The organism is Burkholderia sp. 567, from assembly GCF_040545115.1.
In the GTDB taxonomy this organism is placed as follows: Bacteria; Pseudomonadota; Gammaproteobacteria; order Burkholderiales; family Burkholderiaceae; genus Burkholderia; species Burkholderia ambifaria.
Genome location: NZ_JBEPLG010000001.1, coordinates 1,107,611 through 1,122,357, shown reverse-complemented (window position 1 = coordinate 1,122,357; position 14,747 = coordinate 1,107,611). Strand labels below are relative to the sequence as shown.

The window sequence follows — 14,747 nt, the reverse complement described above, 5'->3', positions numbered from 1 at the left end:
TGGCGTCGAACAGGGGCGATGCGGCTCGGTGAGCCGCACGGGCACGGAAGGCGGATTCGCGATTATCTCATGCCCGGGCGTCTCGGGCCGCGCACCACGGCAACGGGCGGAGGCGACGCGGCGCTCATCACGTCGACCAGATGGTCGCGGAACGCGCGTACCGACGCGGGCAGGTCGCGCCCCGCCATGGTCTGCACCTGGATGCTGCGCTCGCGCAGCTGCGGGTTCGTGACGGGCACGACGACGAAGCCGTCCGAGTCGAAGCGGTCGCGGACCGACAGCAGCCCCGTGAACATCACCGCGCCGGTACGCTGCGCGTAGCGGTACATCACGGCGGTGTTGTTGCTGGTCAGTTCCGGCTCGAGCATGAGCCCGTCGAGCACGCACGCGATGTCGATCAGCTGGCGCACCGTCGTGCCGGCCTCCGGCAGCACATGCGGGTGCCGCGCGACGTCGGCGAGCGACACCGAGTCGCGCGCCGCGAGCGGATGGTCGCGCCGCACGAGCGCGAAGACGGGCGCACGCTCCGTGTGTTCCACGCGCACGCCCTGCTCCGGCGCCAGGCTGAACGTCAGCCCGATGTCGGCGTCGCCGTCGCGCACGCGCCGCGTCGCCTCCGCCGGCGACACGACCCACACCGAGAAGTCGACGCCCGGGTGGCGCGCCTTGAAGCCCGCGAGCGCGCCCGGCAGGAAATCGATCGCGAACCCTTCCGAGCAGACGATCTTCAGCAGGCTGCCGTGCAGCGCCTCCAGCCCGCCGATTTCCTTCATCACGTGCTCGGCCTCCAGCAGGCTGCGCTGCGCGAAGCCCAGCAGCCGTTCGCCGGCCTCCGACAGCGTCATCCCGCGCGGCCGCCGCTCGAACAGCGGCGCGCCCAGCTCGCTCTCGAGCTTCGCGATCTGCCGGCTGATCGCCGAGACGGCCACGTGCAGCCGCGCCGATGCGTCGCTGATCGACCCGGTGCGCGCCACTTCGACGAAGTACCGCAGCGCAAGACCATGTAGGAAAGCCGCCATCGTTCTCTCCGGGCCCGTCGGCCGGGCTGTTTTGCTTTGCCTTTTCGGCAACGAAATGTTCGAAATTCGATCATTGTGACAAAAAAAACGGCTTCCTAGAATCGATCGCACTTCCCGCCGTGCGCGCCGCGCCCGCCGGAAAAACCGAGAAAGGAGTCACCTCTTGAGCCGTACCGCCGCCATCCAGCACGCGCTGAACCAGTTCGAATCGGGCGCATTCTTCGCCACCCTGAGCCGCCGCGTCGGGCTGCGCACCGAAAGCCAGGACAGTGGCGCGGGCGCCGCGTTGCGCGCGTACCTGACCGACGAGATCGCGCCGGAGGCCGCGCGCCTCGGCTTCACGTCGCGGATCGTCGAGAACCCGGTCGTCGGCGGCGGGCCGTTTCTGCTCGCGTCGCGCCACGAGGACGACGCGCTGCCGACCGTCCTGATCTACGGCCACGGCGACGTCGTGCGCGGCTACGACGCGCAATGGCGCGCGCCGCTGTCACCGTGGACGCTGACCGTCGACGGCGATCGCTGGTACGGCCGCGGCAGCGCCGACAACAAGGGCCAGCACACGATCAACCTGGCCGCGCTGGCGAGCGTGCTCGACGCGCGCGGCGGCCGGCTCGGCTTCAACGCGAAACTGCTGATCGAGATGGGCGAGGAAGCGGGTTCGCCGGGCCTCGACGCGCTGTGCCGCCAGGAGCGCGACGCGCTCGCGGCGGACGTGCTGATCGCGTCCGACGGGCCGCGCGTGACCGCCGAACGCCCGACCGTGTTCCTCGGCTCGCGTGGCGCGGTCAACTTCAAGCTGAGCCTGCGCGCCCGCGACGGCGGCCATCACTCCGGCAACTGGGGCGGCCTGCTGCGCAACCCGGCGACCGTGCTCGCGAACGCGCTCGCCAGCCTCGTCGACGCGCGCGGCGCGATCCGCGTGACGGGCCTGCGTCCCCCGCCGATCCCGGCCGCCGTGCGCGCCGCCCTCGCCGACCTGTCCGTCGGCGGCGGCCCCGGCGATCCGGCGCTCGACGCCGACTGGGGCGAGCCTGGACTCTCCGCCGCCGAGCGCGTGTTCGGCTGGAACGCGTTCGAGATTCTCGCGTTCAAGGCCGGCAATCCCGACCATCCGGTGAATGCGATTCCGCCCGTCGCGTATGCGCACTGCCAACTGCGTTTCGTGGTCGGCACCGACTGGCAAGCGCTGCATGCGCACCTGCGCGCGCATCTCGATGCGCATGGCTTCGCCGACGTCGAGATCGACGTCGAACGCGGCGCGCCGGCGACGCGCCTGCCGCCGGACGATCCGTGGGTCCGGTGGGCCGTCGCGTCGCTCGCGCGCACGACCGGCAAGAAGCCCGCGATCCTGCCGAACCTCGGCGGCACGCTGCCGAACGAAGTGTTCGCCGATACGCTCGGGCTGCCGACGTTGTGGGTGCCGCACTCGTATCCGGCCTGCTCGCAGCACGCTTCCGATGAGCACCTGCTCGCGAGCGTCGTGCGCGAGGGACTGCAGATGATGGCCGGCCTCTTCTGGGATCTCGGCGACGCCGCGCCGCCCGTTCGCCGCGCGGCCCTCGCCGCGGCCGGCGCCGCCCTGTAACGCGCTTCGCCCCTTTCCCGGGACCTGCTCACACGATGAATACGACCACCCTGACCTCACAGGACGCCGCGCTCCCCAGCGCTGCGAAGATCCGGCGCATCATCTTCGCCGCGTCGATCGGCAATGCGCTCGAATGGTTCGACCTGATCGTCTACGGCTTTTTCGCGGTGACGATCGCCAAGCTGTTCTTCCCTGCGACCAGCGAGGCGACGTCGCTGCTGCTCACGCTCGGCACGTTCGGGCTGTCCTACCTGATCCGGCCGATCGGCGGCTTCGTGCTCGGCGCCTACGCCGACCGCGCGGGCCGCAAGGCGTCGCTGCTGCTGTCGATCGCGATGATGATGGTCGGCACGCTGCTGATCGCGTTGATGCCGACCTACGCATCGATCGGCGTCCTCGCACCGCTCGGGATCATGCTGTCGCGGCTGATGCAGGGCTTTTCGGCCGGCGGCGAATTCGCGAGCTCGACCGCGTTCCTCGTCGAACATGCGCCGCAGCGGCGCGGCTTCATGTCAAGCTGGCAGTTCGCGAGCCAGGGGCTCGCGACGCTGCTCGCGTCGGGCTTCGGCGCGCTGCTGACGTCGACGCTGAGCACCGCGCAACTGGAAAGCTGGGGCTGGCGCGTACCGTTTCTGTTCGGGCTCGCGATCGGTCCGATCGGCCTCTATATCCGCCGCTACGTCGACGAAGGGATCGAGTTCAAGACGCAGGCGCGCTCCGAAGCGCCCGTGCGCGAGCTGTTCGCGGACCAGAAGATGCGCGTGCTGCTGTCGATCGGCGTGCTCGTGATCTCGACCGCGATCAACTACATGGTGCTGTACATGCCGACGTATGCGATCAAGCAGCTTGGGCTGCCGGCCTCGACGGGCTTCGCGGCGACGCTCGCGACCGGCTTCGTGCTGACGCTCGTCACGCCGCTCGTCGGCCATCTGTCCGATCGCACCGGACGGATCCGCGTGATGGCCGCGGCCGCCGTGCTGATGCTCGCGACCGTCTGGCCGACGTTCGTGTGGCTCACGCATCACGCGTCGTTCTCGACAATGCTCGCCGCGCTGATCTGGATCGGCCTGCTGAAGGCGACGTACTGCGGCGCGCTGCCGGCGCTGATGGCCGAACTGTTTCCGGCGCAGACCCGCGCGACCGGTCTCGCGGTCAGCTACAACACGGGCGTCACGCTGTTCGGCGGCTTCGCGCCGTTCATGATCACCTGGCTGATCAGCGCGACCGGCAACCGGCTGTCGCCCGCGCTGTATCTGATGGGCTGCGCGGTGTTGAGTCTCGTCGCACTGTTGGTTGCGCGCATGCGGCTCGGGATGCGCTGACCGCGCTCAAAGGAAAACGACCGCGCAACGATGCGCGTCGGACGCGGCCCGTCGCGGCAACCTGCCGCGCGGGCCGCTCGCCGTTTACGGCGCCGGGTTCGGCTGCAGTTCGTGCAGCGCGTCGATCTCGGCCAGGATCTCGTCGGACAGCTTCACATCGATGCTGCCGATGTTCTCCTTCAACTGGTCGAGCGACGTCGCGCCGACCAGGTTGCTGCGGACGAACGGCCGGCTGTTGACGAACGCGAGCGCGAGCTGCGCGGGCGACAGCCCGTGGCGCTTCGCGAGCGCGACATAGCGCGACGTCGCTTCGACCGCGTGAGGCTTGCTGTAGCGCTGGAAGCGCTCGAACAGCGTGATGCGCGCGCCGGCCGGACGCGCGCCGTTCTCGTACTTGCCGGACAGCCAGCCGAATGCGAGCGGCGAATAGGCGAGCAGGCCGACGCCATCGCGATGCGTGAACTCGGACAGGCCGTTCTCGAACGTGCGGTTCAGCAGGCTGTACGGGTTCTGGATGCTCGCGATGCGCGGCAGCCCGAGCTTCTCGGCCGCGCGCAGGAATTGCGCGACGCCCCACGGCGTTTCATTCGACACGCCGATCGCGCGGACCTTGCCGGCCTTAACGAATTCCGCGAGCACGCCCAGCGTTTCCTCGATCGGCACCGTATACGCATCGTCGACCCACGGATACGCGGGGCGGCCGAACGTCGTCGTGCTGCGATCGGGCCAGTGCAGCTGGTACAGGTCGACATAGTCGGTCTGCAGGCGCTTGAGGCTGCCGTCGAGCGCCTCGGTCAGGTTCTTGCGGTCGAACTGGTTGCCTTCGCCGCGAATGTGGCGCGGATTGTGCGGTTGCCGCGCCGGGCCCGCGATCTTCGTCGCGAGCACGATCCGGTCGCGTTGCGCACGATGCTGCGCGAGCCAGGTGCCGATGTACTGCTCCGTGCGGCCCTGGGTGTCAGGCTTCGGCGGCACCGGGTACATCTCCGCGGCGTCGATCAACGTGACGCCCTGCCCGAGCGCGTAATCGATCTGCTCGTGGGCGTCGCGCTCCGAATTCTGCTCGCCCCACGTCATCGTGCCAAGACCGATCAGGCTAACCTCGATGCCCGAATCGCCGAGTGTGCGGTATTCCATGCTGTTCCTGTCACGTCAGTGGAAAGCAGAAACGCTATCACATTGAACCGAACGCTTCAGATGGCCGAGCCGCATGCTTACAGGCCGCCTTCGGCGTGTGCGCGGGACTTGGTCATGCGGATGACGGCCGCCTCCGCCTCCGCCTCCGCCTCCGCGTGTGCGTGTGCGTGTGCGTGTGCGTCTGCGTCTGCGTCTGCGTCTGCGTCTGCGTCTGCGTCGTTAGGATGACGTCGGGCGGCCGCCGGGCCACCGCGACGACGCCGCCCGCTGTGTCACTGCGGCCGCTGAATGAAGCAGGTCGCCGATGCGTGCGCGACGATCTTGTCGTCCGGCGTCTTCAGCGTGCCTTCCGCGACGCCGAGCGAACGCGACAGGTGAATCACGCGCCCTTCGGCGATCAGGTCGACGTCGCGCGGGACGGGACGCAGCATCTTCACATGCAGGTCGACCGTGCCGTAGCCGACGCCCGCGTCGAGCATCGAATGCACCGCGCAGCCCGTGACCGAGTCGAGCACCGTCGCGGCGAACCCGCCGTGCACGCCGCCGAGCGGATTCAGGTGCCGGCAGTCCGCCCGCGCCGAAAACTTCACGTAGCCGAGCTCGACGCCCAGCGGACGCATCGGGATCGTTTCGGAAATCGACGCGAGCGGCACGTCTCCGGCCGCGGCCGCACGCAGCAGATCGAGACCGGACAGGGAAAGCGGATTCATCGGGTTGTCTCCGGGTTGATGGCGCGTCGCCGCGCGAGTAAGTTCTAAATTGGAACTCATTATTGACAACTGCTCCGGGCTTGTCAACGCAGCCGATGGCCGTTGCAGTCGAACGTAAGTTCTATAATCGAACCCGCTTCTTTGATGAACCGCCGCGCGAGACTCGACGATGAAATGGGATGACATCGGTACGCTGAACTGTTCGGTCGCGCGCACGCTCGCCGTGCTCGGCGATCGCTGGACCATGCTGATCCTGCGCAACGCCTTTCTCGGCTGCCGCCGCTTCGATGCATTCCAGACACAACTGGGCCTCACGCGCCACGTGCTGGCCGAGCGGCTCGCGCGCCTCGTCGACGAAGGCGTGCTGGTCAAGCGCGCGTATCAGGAGCGGCCGCCGCGCTTCGAATACCGGTTGACCGAAAAAGGCCTCGATCTCTATCCCGCCCTGCTCGCGTTGATGACATGGGGCGACCGCTGGAAGGACGACGGCCAGGGGCCGCCCCTGCAGTTGCGGCATCGCAACTGTGGTCAGCTGATGCATGCAGTCGCGGTGTGCTCGGCATGTGGCGAGCCGCTCGACGCGCACGACGTGCAGCCGGAACCCGGGCCGGGGTGGGTCGCGCCTGAGGCGGCGGGGCCGGTCGAGTCGTGATGCCGTGATGCCGTGATTCCGTGATTCCGTGATTCCGTGATTCCGTGATGCCGTGATGCCGTGATGCCGTGATGCCATGACGCCGTAATGCCGTGATGCCGTGACGCCTGACGCACCGCGCGTGCCACGCGCATCGCCGCGCGGCCTCATGCGGACGCGAGTTGCATGCGTTTCAGCCTGCCGAGCATTCGCGTTGCCGCCATCGATGGGCTCCCCCCATCTCTTCAATCACACAGCGCATTGAAACCTGCACCAGCGAGTACGCGCATTTCTTCTTGCGCGGCCTTGTCGTTCCACCTGTGCACGCACGCGCTGATCAATCGACCTCCATCAACCGGCGCGACCATCCGGCCGCTGCGGAAACCCCGCGGCATGATGAGCATCGCCCCATCAACCGTTGCAGTCGATCACGCCATCGCTCCATTCGCATTCGGGCGTGGCCGCGCCGCCGTGTCTGCGTTACACTCACGGCCCGCTGTCTCAAAATCATTCGCTGTCCAAGATGTTGTCGCGCAAACGCCTCGCCGCCACCTGCCTCGCCGCTTCCCTGCTTGCCACGCCCTTCGCCGCCTTCGGCAAGACGCACAATGAATCGCTGCTGCAGCAGGCAATCGACTTCATCGCGCAGCTGCTGCCGACGCCGACCCATGAAGCGCCCGCCACGCAGGCCGTCGAATCGGCGTTCTCGCCCGACGGCGGCGCCGAGGCGCTCGTGCTGAAGGCGATCGGCGCCGCCCGCACCTCCATTCGCGTGGCCGCCTACTCGTTCACGTCGCCACCCGTCACGCGCGCGCTGCTCGCCGCGAAGCGGCGCGGCGTGAATGTCGCGGTCGTCGTGGACGACAAGGGCAATCGCGCCAAGAGCAGCAAGCAGGCGCTGAATCTGCTCGTCAACGCGGGCATTCCGACGCGCACCATCGACGCCTATGCCATCCATCACGACAAGTACCTCGTGATCGATGCCGAACATGTCGAGACCGGCTCGTTCAACTACAGCGCGTCGGCAGCCAGCCGCAATTCTGAAAACGTCGTCGTGGTCTGGAACAATCCGCAACTCGCGTCGCGCTACCTCGCGCATTGGCAAAGCCGCTTCGACCAAGGCGCGCCGTACCACTCGTCGTACTGACGCATCGCACAAACGCAATCGCCATTCGCATGCGGCGCGGCCGACGCGCGTCGTTGCATGCATTCGCTTCGTGATGTCGTCAATGATCGCTGCGCACGACGCACCGATCAACCTGGCCGAATGGCCAGCACACGCAGCGTGACCGCACCGCTAGCAGCGGCATCGATGAAATCAGTGAATGTTGGGCGATCGCTCCGCGACTTGCGCGGTCGCGACACACCGGCTCGCCCGCGCATGCGCATCACTTGACGAAAACTTCGGCAGATCGCGATTGCCGCTCGGCAGTGCGCGAAGTACGCAGTCCGAGCTGAAGGTCAGCGTGTTCTGCACCATCGGATAAATCAGGTACAGCGCCAGCGCGAGATAACCCGCGTACAGAATTCGGACCATGGTGCGATAGATGAACGATTGACTCGTCCTATTTACGGCATCGCACCGGGCAGCTTGAGGCACCGGACACAAATTCATCTCGTGCATGCGTGAAGCGTCTGCATCGCTCTGTGCGCATGCGCTGCTCACGAACGACACGACGGTGATCCAGGACGCGCGCAGCGACGATCGCTTCCACGACAACCCGCGCGTCACGGGCCCGCCGGGCATCCGCTTCCACGCAGGCAGGCCGCTCGCTGCGCCCAACGGCCTAACCGCCAGCACTCGCGACCGCGCGAACTCTGCGCCGGCGCACTCGCCCGGCTCGCCAGCGACCATTCATCGTGCTGTTGAGCGCCGACGAGCCGGCCGACGTCGGCGAGCCGATCTCGCGCGCGTCACGTCGGCGCTCGCGCAGCACAACGCGGCCGACGCACGCGGCACTGCAATCCGGTTCAGTGTCGGTCACGCCGCCTACGAACCTGCGCGGCATCATCCGATCGCCGCCCTGCTCGACTCAGCCGATCGTCACAGGTCCGAGGACAACCAGCGCGGCAAGGCCGCCGTGCGTGACTGCAAACGCACCGCGCGCCGATACGCGACGACCCGCGCCACCGCAACCGCAGGCGTAACCGCAACCTCCGCCGCCAGCCGCGCTCAGTCCGCTCAGCCCCCCCTCGCTCAGCTCCCACACGGCGGCGCGCTCGCCATCGCTTCCGCGATCTGCTCGGGCGTCAGATCGCGCTGATGGGTCGCGATCGACCAGCGATGGCCGAACGGATCCTCAACTTGCCCATAGCGATCGCCCCAGAACATGTCGGCGGCCGGCATCTTGACCGTTGCGCCAGCCTCGACGGCCTGCGCGATCGCAGCGTCAGTGTCCGGCACGTACAGGTGCAAGCAGACCGATGTGCCTTTCAGCGCCTTCGGACCGAGTGCGCCATGCTCCGGCATTTCATCCACGAGCATCAGCGTCGAATCGCCGATTGCGAGGCACGCGTGCGCGAGCCGGCCGTCCGGGGTCGGCAGGCGAAACCGTTCGGTCGCGTTGAACGCACGCTTGTAGAAATCGATGGCTGCGGCTGCGCCGGCGCAGATCAGATGCGGCGTCAGCGTGCGCATTCCTTCCGGGATCGGGTTGACGGACGTGGCCATGGGTGTCGCTCCTTCAGTCGGTTGTCGTATCGGAAATCGGGACGCACGCACGATGCGCACGCCTCCAACGCTACGACGGACGGGCTCGACGGAAATCGACACGCATGCCGGGATTTTTTTATCGCTGGCGACTGGCCGGCCAGATCACGCACGACGCACGGAATCAGTCCGTTCGGCCGACAGGATCATCCGGCATGCCGAACTGCCGGCGGCACGCTTCGAGCAACGCGGCAACGGCGTCGAGCGGAAGGTCGGCGAACCGGTTGATCGGCAGCATCACGCCGCCGGGCACCCTGGTGCGCGGCGAGTGCGCCGAGAACTGGTAGCCGATGTACCGGTTGCCTGCGACGCTGATCATCCCGAACTCGGTCACGTCGCGCCACCGCGTCACCGGCTTTTCACGCACGGAACCGACCAGCCTGAAGCCGGTTTCGTCGATATGCAGCGCCATCTTGCGGCGCGACACGAAGAAGAAGGCGCCGCTCGCGAGGGCCAGCACCACGGCCAGTGCCGCCACCGGCCAGAGCGTCCGGTCGGCCGCGTACCCGCATACGGCCAACCCGGCCAGCACCGCGCTGACGATCGCCTTGCGCCTGAAACTGCGGCCGTCGACCGGCAGGACCACCGGCAACGCGCCGATCACCGTTCCGGCAACCGGATCGACATGCCAGCCGGAATCGTCCGTTTCGCTTGCGTCGCTCACCGTTTCGGCCGCTCCCGTCAATTGCACACGTTGACCGTGCCGTTCGACGTGCATTGACCGACCGCCCAGTGACTCTGCGCGGCGAGGTGCGGCGCAACACCGATTCCGCGAATCGGCGCCGCCGGCGACGACGCCGGAACCGGGGCCGATGCGGTCTCGGGCGACGGCTGCATGGATTCGGTCTGACAGGCCGCGAGCATCAGACAGAATGCGGCTCCCAACGGGGCAATGGCGTATGTGGACATGGCTTCGTGCGCGGTAGCGTGATTCATGTGTGGGCGGCTCGCGGAAACACGGGCCGATCGCCTTTCAGATCTGCGGAAGATCACGCAACGTACGCGACTCGTTCGTCGCATCGATGTCGAGCTCGATCCCTGCCGACGCGTCGCGATACAGCACGCGCTTCAGTTTCGGCCCCACCGCCGTTCCGTCCACTTCGTCAAACACAGCATGAACGTCGTTGCCCGCCGCGAGCGCGCGTGCCACTTCCTCCACCGACGCCTCGCTCGGCGTCGCCGCCCACGACCGATCCGTCGGATTGACGGCCGCCCAGCGCACGTGCGTCACGCGCGCACTGAGCACGTCGATTCGGACACCATTCACAGCGAACATCGACATCGGAATCTCCTTCGAAACGGTTGCGGCCGGGCGCACGCCTGACGACGGAAGCCGACGATTACACGATAGCAGGCGAATGCGACTGCCACCGGACCCGCCGGGTCAGCCGGACGGGCAATCATTGGCGCAGCATCGGCCAGCGCTGATTTTCGATGATACATTGGGACGCTTTGCAACCGTCAACAGACAATCGTGTACGGGAGAAACACATGACCGACGCCTGGGGAACCTTCCCTGCCAGAATGGGCGACCATCAGGCTTTCATCAGCTTCAATCAGAGCTTTGCGGAACTCGCCGAAAGCGATCCGCGCACGTCGCTGCTCAGCGTACGCGTCACGCTGGCGCATCCGACGCCCGAAGGCCTGCCGAGCGGCGACGAGTTCGCCGAGCTGACGAAGATCGAGGACCTGCTGGACGCCGCCGTGACCGCTAAAAACGGCGTGCAGGTCGGCCGCGTCACGGTCGACGGCAACCAGGATTTCCTGTTCTACGTGCCGTTCGACGAAGAAACCGCGAGCGGGATCGTCGACTCGCTGGCCGAACAGACGACCTACGCACTTCAGTACGCGTATCAGGACGATCCGGACAAGGAAACGTACTGGCGCACGCTCTACCCGACCGACGACGACTGGCAACTGATGCGCGACATGCGCGTGCTCGACGCGCTGCGGCAGAAAGGCGACGTGAGCGACTTGAGCCGGCGCGTGATGCACTGGGCCTACTTCCCGGAGCCGAGCGACGCGCACCAGTTCGCCGACTGGGCCGAGTCGAAAGGCTATCTGGTCGAATCGGTCGCACCGACCGAGGACGGCAAATCGGCCGTGCGGTTTGCGCACGAAGGCACGATGGTGCTGGCCGACATCACACACCATACGCTCGAGATCAATCGCGAAGTACGCGCGCTCGGCGGCGAATACGACGGCTGGGAAACCAGCGTCGAGCAAGCCGGCTGATCCGGCCGACACGCGCGTTGCGCGCGATCGGGCCTTGACGGTTTCGGGACAAAAAGCATCCCGGCAGCGCGAACGCGCGCCGCCGGGACCAAGGCATCGCCGGCCGCAGCCGGCGATGGGCCCGAGCGGCCGCTCAGGCACGAGGAAAGCGATTCATGCGGATCAGGCGAGCGGATGCCGGGGGCGCGAAACGCCGCGTGCCGAACGCCTGTCCGGTTTCGCCGACGCGGCTTGCATGCGCCGGGCGGGCAAAAAGCCCCGCTCCTGCGCGAGCGAGCGGGGAAACGGTTGACCGGGCCGGGGTAGAACGGTCAACCGGTCAAATTGTGATCGTGGGCCATGCGACCGTCTGTGCGGCAACTCACCCTTTCAACCGGAAAGCCCTCCTGCCACGCACACTGGCGTGCCGGGCAGCGACGATCGCGCCGGCAGTCAGCAGCGTTCCTGTGTTCATGATTCGCATGCGGATTTTTGATTTATGCGGGCGATTTCTTATATCGCGCTGCGCGCCTCTGGCATGTCGCCTACATAGCCAAAACCGCATGATTCCGTTTTTGCTTGAATCAGCGATTTGTCTTTTCGGATTTTCGTGAAATCATGTTTCGCGATCGGTATCTGCCGGCTTCTCGGCCGCGATCGCGCTGCTACCCTCCGGCCACAAAAATCGCTTCGCCATCCAAGGAAACAATGACACTCGCTCGGGCACAACATGACGGCTTCGATGTCTGGATCGTCCAGCTTCCGGGACACACCGCCTATGCCTATACGCATCTCAAGCGGGTATTCGCGTCCGATGACTCGCGGCATCGCGTCGTGACGGTCGACCTGACGAGGTTGCTCGCCTGCGCCGATCGCGACACGACCGACTACGTGCTGCCGGCAGTTCAGTACTGGGCGCCCGGCAAGGCCGCCGGCATCCGCGAATTTCTCGACCCGGCCGAGCGCCGGATTCCCGATATGCCCTTCATCACGTTCCGCGAGACGAGAATACGGACGCTGCTCGGCATCCCGGGGCTGTCGAAAGTCGGCGTCGCGTCGTTCCGGAACGGTCAGCATCGCGCCCGCTATCTGGCGTATGCGGGCGCGACGCGCCTGCCTGTCGAAGTGCATGAGACGGAGGCGGATTTGCTCGTGCGGTATTGCGGCGAGTGACGCACGGGCGCATGGTCGATAGCGAAATGGATCGTGCAGCAGGCGGCCGTTCGATGCGATGCCGACAGGCCGTCAGGCCTCGATCATATAGATCCGGTCGGCGACTTCCGCCCCGCCGATGACGCTGGTTTCGACGCCCGCCAATCGCCAGCCGTTGTGCTCGTAGAAACCAATCGCGCGGACGTTGCCCTCGAGCACCAACAGATGAACCTTGTCCACGCCGATATTTCGCGTCCATGCGCGAACGGCTTCGATCATGCGCTTGCCGATACCGCTTCCGTGATGTTCGGGAAGGACGTGAAGACAATCGAGCAGGACGCCGAGCGCCGGATCGACCGGTCTTTCGGCGCTCACGAAACCGACGGGCGCACCGTCCGATTCCGCGATCAGCACGAGGCCCCATTCCGCTTCGTCGCGGTCGAAATAGCGCCGCCACCGCGCCGCGTGTTCCGTCGGCGCCTCGTCGGACAGATAGGCCGCGGGCAGGATATGGCTATATGCGTTCTGCCAGCTTAGCGTGTGCAAGCGCGCAACGTGCTCTGCGTCGTGTAACGTTGCGCTGCGCAACGTGATGGTTTGGGGTTCCGGCATGCTGGGGTCGCTTCCGTTGCGTAATCGAGGCCGGGAAAGTGTAGCAGTCGCGATGTTTTAAACGGTCGATTGCATCGCGAAACGCATCAGACGCTGCACGGCGCCGCAGCGGGCGAAAAAAAGCCCCGGCGCCTTCCGGGCGCCAGGACAGAACGGCCCTGGAAAATCGAGGGCACGAGGAATCGATACATTACACGAGTGTAAGTATGTTAAGCATTGGCGGCTTGCGCCAAGTCACTGGCTTATTCCGCCAACATCACGCTCGACAGTCCAGAGGCAACTTCAGCAGGGCGGCCATCCAATATCCGTGGCGGCTCGACTAGCGCCCAAAGCTTTCAATCGCTATGCTATGGCGCACCATCTTGATCCCACTGAAAGCTTGTTGCGTACTCCCGCCGGGCGAGAAGTGTTCGTGCCGGCATCCCACGATAGCAATCGCCGTAGCACGAGACGCAGGAGTGGAAGGAATGACCTTGATGAAAAGTCTTGGCCGCTCGATCGGTCCCATTCGCAAGCTCCACGATAACCGTAACGCACTGGCCGAAGCGCTTCTGGTCGCCGAACAGAGGATTCGCGATCTGGAAAATCAAGTGGAGGCGACTCGCGGCACGCCCTTCTTTGCCTATTACGCCAATTTTGACGCGCTGGAATGTATGCGTCGTCATGAAGTACACGACAGAAAGCCGACGCCTGGATTCCAGACGAACTGGCTTGGCGTGCTGGTGGACCCGAAAATTCTGCCTTTTCTTGCAGATCAGGGCGGCAAACTGGATCATTTTCCGCTGCCGGCCAACTGGCATGCCGATATTGCGGAATGGGCCTCCGCATTGCACGCCGTGGAATTGGCGCGCCCCGATACATTCACCATGATCGAGCTGGGTTGCGGCTGGGGTTGCTGGATGAATAACACTGGCATGGCCGCCAAACGTACCGGCCGAAAGGTGCATGTCATAGGCATCGAGGGCGACGAAGGCCACCTTGAATTCGCCCGAGAAGCACTCGCGCGCAACGGGTTCGCGCAGGGCGAATATACGCTGCATCGCGGCGTAGCAGCCGCGAGCGCGGGAAGCGCCCTCTTCCCGCGTCAGGAGCATGCCGGCCACAGCTGGGGACTTGAACCGGTTTTCGGCGCGACCAAAGAGCAGCAAGACGAGGCAGTGGCAAACGGCAGTCACGACATCTTGCCGATGATCTCTTTGGAGTCGGCAATCGGCGATCGAGATCGCATCGATCTCCTGCATATCGACATCCAGGGCGGCGAGGCTGCGTTGATCGAATCGTGTCTGTCGCTCCTCAATGAGAAGGTCGCCTACGTTCTGATCGGCACTCACTCGAAGCACATCGAAGGGCGACTCTACGACATTCTGACGCCCGCCGGCTGGCTGATCGAAATGGAGAGGCCGGCTTTCTATCAGGTCAAGAACTGGATACCGGAGTTGATCGTGGATGGCGTGCAGGCTTGGCGCAATCCGCGTTTTGTCCCGCCAGGAAGTATTCAATAGAACGTCGTATCGCAGCGACGGGAAATGGCTGACCGCGATCACGACGAAGATCAGGAATCGACGCGCCGACGTCCACGAATTCGCGGCACATGCGAATCCGGAAACGACATATCGGCATTACGATCGATGGAAGATAAAGAATCGGAGACTTGT

16 protein-coding genes are annotated in these 14,747 nt (G+C 65.7%); 7 read left to right on the top strand and 9 right to left on the bottom strand.

Annotated elements, in window-relative coordinates; translation table 11 throughout:
- Positions 1-62: 62 nt before the first annotated feature.
- On the bottom strand, positions 63-1,019 hold the full coding sequence (locus tag ABIC50_RS05245) for a LysR substrate-binding domain-containing protein (protein WP_354162048.1): 957 nt from the start codon (positions 1,017-1,019) through the stop codon (positions 63-65).
- 163 nt (positions 1,020-1,182) lie between these two features.
- On the opposite strand from ABIC50_RS05245, the gene ABIC50_RS05240 reads away from it, so the two are divergent.
- Complete coding sequence (locus ABIC50_RS05240; RefSeq protein ID WP_354162045.1) at positions 1,183-2,604, top strand: M20 family metallopeptidase; 1,422 nt, start codon at positions 1,183-1,185, stop codon at positions 2,602-2,604.
- A gap of 35 nt (positions 2,605-2,639) precedes the next feature.
- Entirely contained in the window at positions 2,640-3,926 is a 1,287-nt protein-coding gene (locus ABIC50_RS05235) for an MFS transporter (protein ID WP_354162042.1), read from the top strand.
- Between the two features lie 84 nt (positions 3,927-4,010).
- On the opposite strand, the gene ABIC50_RS05230 is transcribed toward ABIC50_RS05235, so the two are convergent.
- Together ABIC50_RS05230 and ABIC50_RS05225 are read right to left on the bottom strand one after the other, a co-directional pair.
- Positions 4,011-5,063 (bottom strand): NADP(H)-dependent aldo-keto reductase, encoded by a 1,053-nt coding sequence (locus ABIC50_RS05230; RefSeq protein ID WP_006751002.1) that lies wholly within the window; start codon positions 5,061-5,063, stop codon positions 4,011-4,013.
- 272 nt (positions 5,064-5,335) lie between these two features.
- Positions 5,336-5,773: a PaaI family thioesterase gene (locus ABIC50_RS05225; RefSeq protein WP_354162039.1), complete on the bottom strand. Its 438-nt coding sequence runs from the start codon at positions 5,771-5,773 to the stop codon at positions 5,336-5,338.
- A gap of 169 nt (positions 5,774-5,942) precedes the next feature.
- Here ABIC50_RS05225 and ABIC50_RS05220 point away from each other — a divergent pair, with 169 nt between their 5' ends.
- Complete coding sequence (locus ABIC50_RS05220) at positions 5,943-6,425, top strand: winged helix-turn-helix transcriptional regulator (protein WP_011656778.1); 483 nt, start codon at positions 5,943-5,945, stop codon at positions 6,423-6,425.
- A gap of 502 nt (positions 6,426-6,927) precedes the next feature.
- Positions 6,928-7,551 (top strand): phospholipase D family nuclease, encoded by a 624-nt coding sequence (locus tag ABIC50_RS05215; RefSeq protein ID WP_041489924.1) that lies wholly within the window; start codon positions 6,928-6,930, stop codon positions 7,549-7,551.
- Positions 7,552-7,722: 171 nt separating this feature from the next.
- Here the strand turns inward: ABIC50_RS05215 and ABIC50_RS05210 are convergent, their stop codons facing one another.
- From ABIC50_RS05210 to ABIC50_RS05185, 5 genes are all read right to left on the bottom strand, one after another.
- Positions 7,723-7,941, bottom strand: a complete 219-nt coding sequence (locus ABIC50_RS05210) for a hypothetical protein (RefSeq protein ID WP_354162192.1) — start codon at positions 7,939-7,941, stop codon at positions 7,723-7,725.
- A gap of 660 nt (positions 7,942-8,601) precedes the next feature.
- Complete coding sequence (locus ABIC50_RS05200; protein ID WP_105834331.1) at positions 8,602-9,075, bottom strand: VOC family protein; 474 nt, start codon at positions 9,073-9,075, stop codon at positions 8,602-8,604.
- Between the two features lie 163 nt (positions 9,076-9,238).
- The gene (locus tag ABIC50_RS05195) at positions 9,239-9,832 is read right to left on the bottom strand and encodes an aspartyl-tRNA synthetase (protein WP_354162035.1); all 594 of its coding nucleotides are present in this window, start codon (positions 9,830-9,832) and stop codon (positions 9,239-9,241) included.
- Positions 9,796-10,050, bottom strand: a complete 255-nt coding sequence (locus ABIC50_RS05190) for a hypothetical protein (protein WP_011656772.1) — start codon at positions 10,048-10,050, stop codon at positions 9,796-9,798. Before ABIC50_RS05190 ends, ABIC50_RS05195 begins: the two co-directional genes overlap by 37 nt.
- Before the next feature lie 37 nt (positions 10,051-10,087).
- A complete protein-coding gene (locus ABIC50_RS05185; protein WP_006751010.1) occupies positions 10,088-10,396 on the bottom strand; it encodes a hypothetical protein in 309 nt (102 codons plus the stop codon).
- A 209-nt stretch (positions 10,397-10,605) separates the two neighbouring features.
- Here ABIC50_RS05185 and ABIC50_RS05180 point away from each other — a divergent pair, with 209 nt between their 5' ends.
- On the top strand, positions 10,606-11,349 hold the full coding sequence (locus tag ABIC50_RS05180; protein ID WP_354162032.1) for a DUF695 domain-containing protein: 744 nt from the start codon (positions 10,606-10,608) through the stop codon (positions 11,347-11,349).
- 687 nt (positions 11,350-12,036) lie between these two features.
- On the top strand, positions 12,037-12,501 hold the full coding sequence (locus tag ABIC50_RS05175) for a plasmid fertility inhibition factor family protein (protein ID WP_354162189.1): 465 nt from the start codon (positions 12,037-12,039) through the stop codon (positions 12,499-12,501).
- Between the two features lie 72 nt (positions 12,502-12,573).
- On the opposite strand, the gene ABIC50_RS05170 is transcribed toward ABIC50_RS05175, so the two are convergent.
- Positions 12,574-13,092: a GNAT family N-acetyltransferase gene (locus ABIC50_RS05170; RefSeq protein WP_354162030.1), complete on the bottom strand. Its 519-nt coding sequence runs from the start codon at positions 13,090-13,092 to the stop codon at positions 12,574-12,576.
- 467 nt (positions 13,093-13,559) lie between these two features.
- Here ABIC50_RS05170 and ABIC50_RS05165 point away from each other — a divergent pair, with 467 nt between their 5' ends.
- Positions 13,560-14,594, top strand: a complete 1,035-nt coding sequence (locus ABIC50_RS05165; protein WP_354162027.1) for a class I SAM-dependent methyltransferase — start codon at positions 13,560-13,562, stop codon at positions 14,592-14,594.
- Positions 14,595-14,747 lie beyond the last annotated feature (153 nt).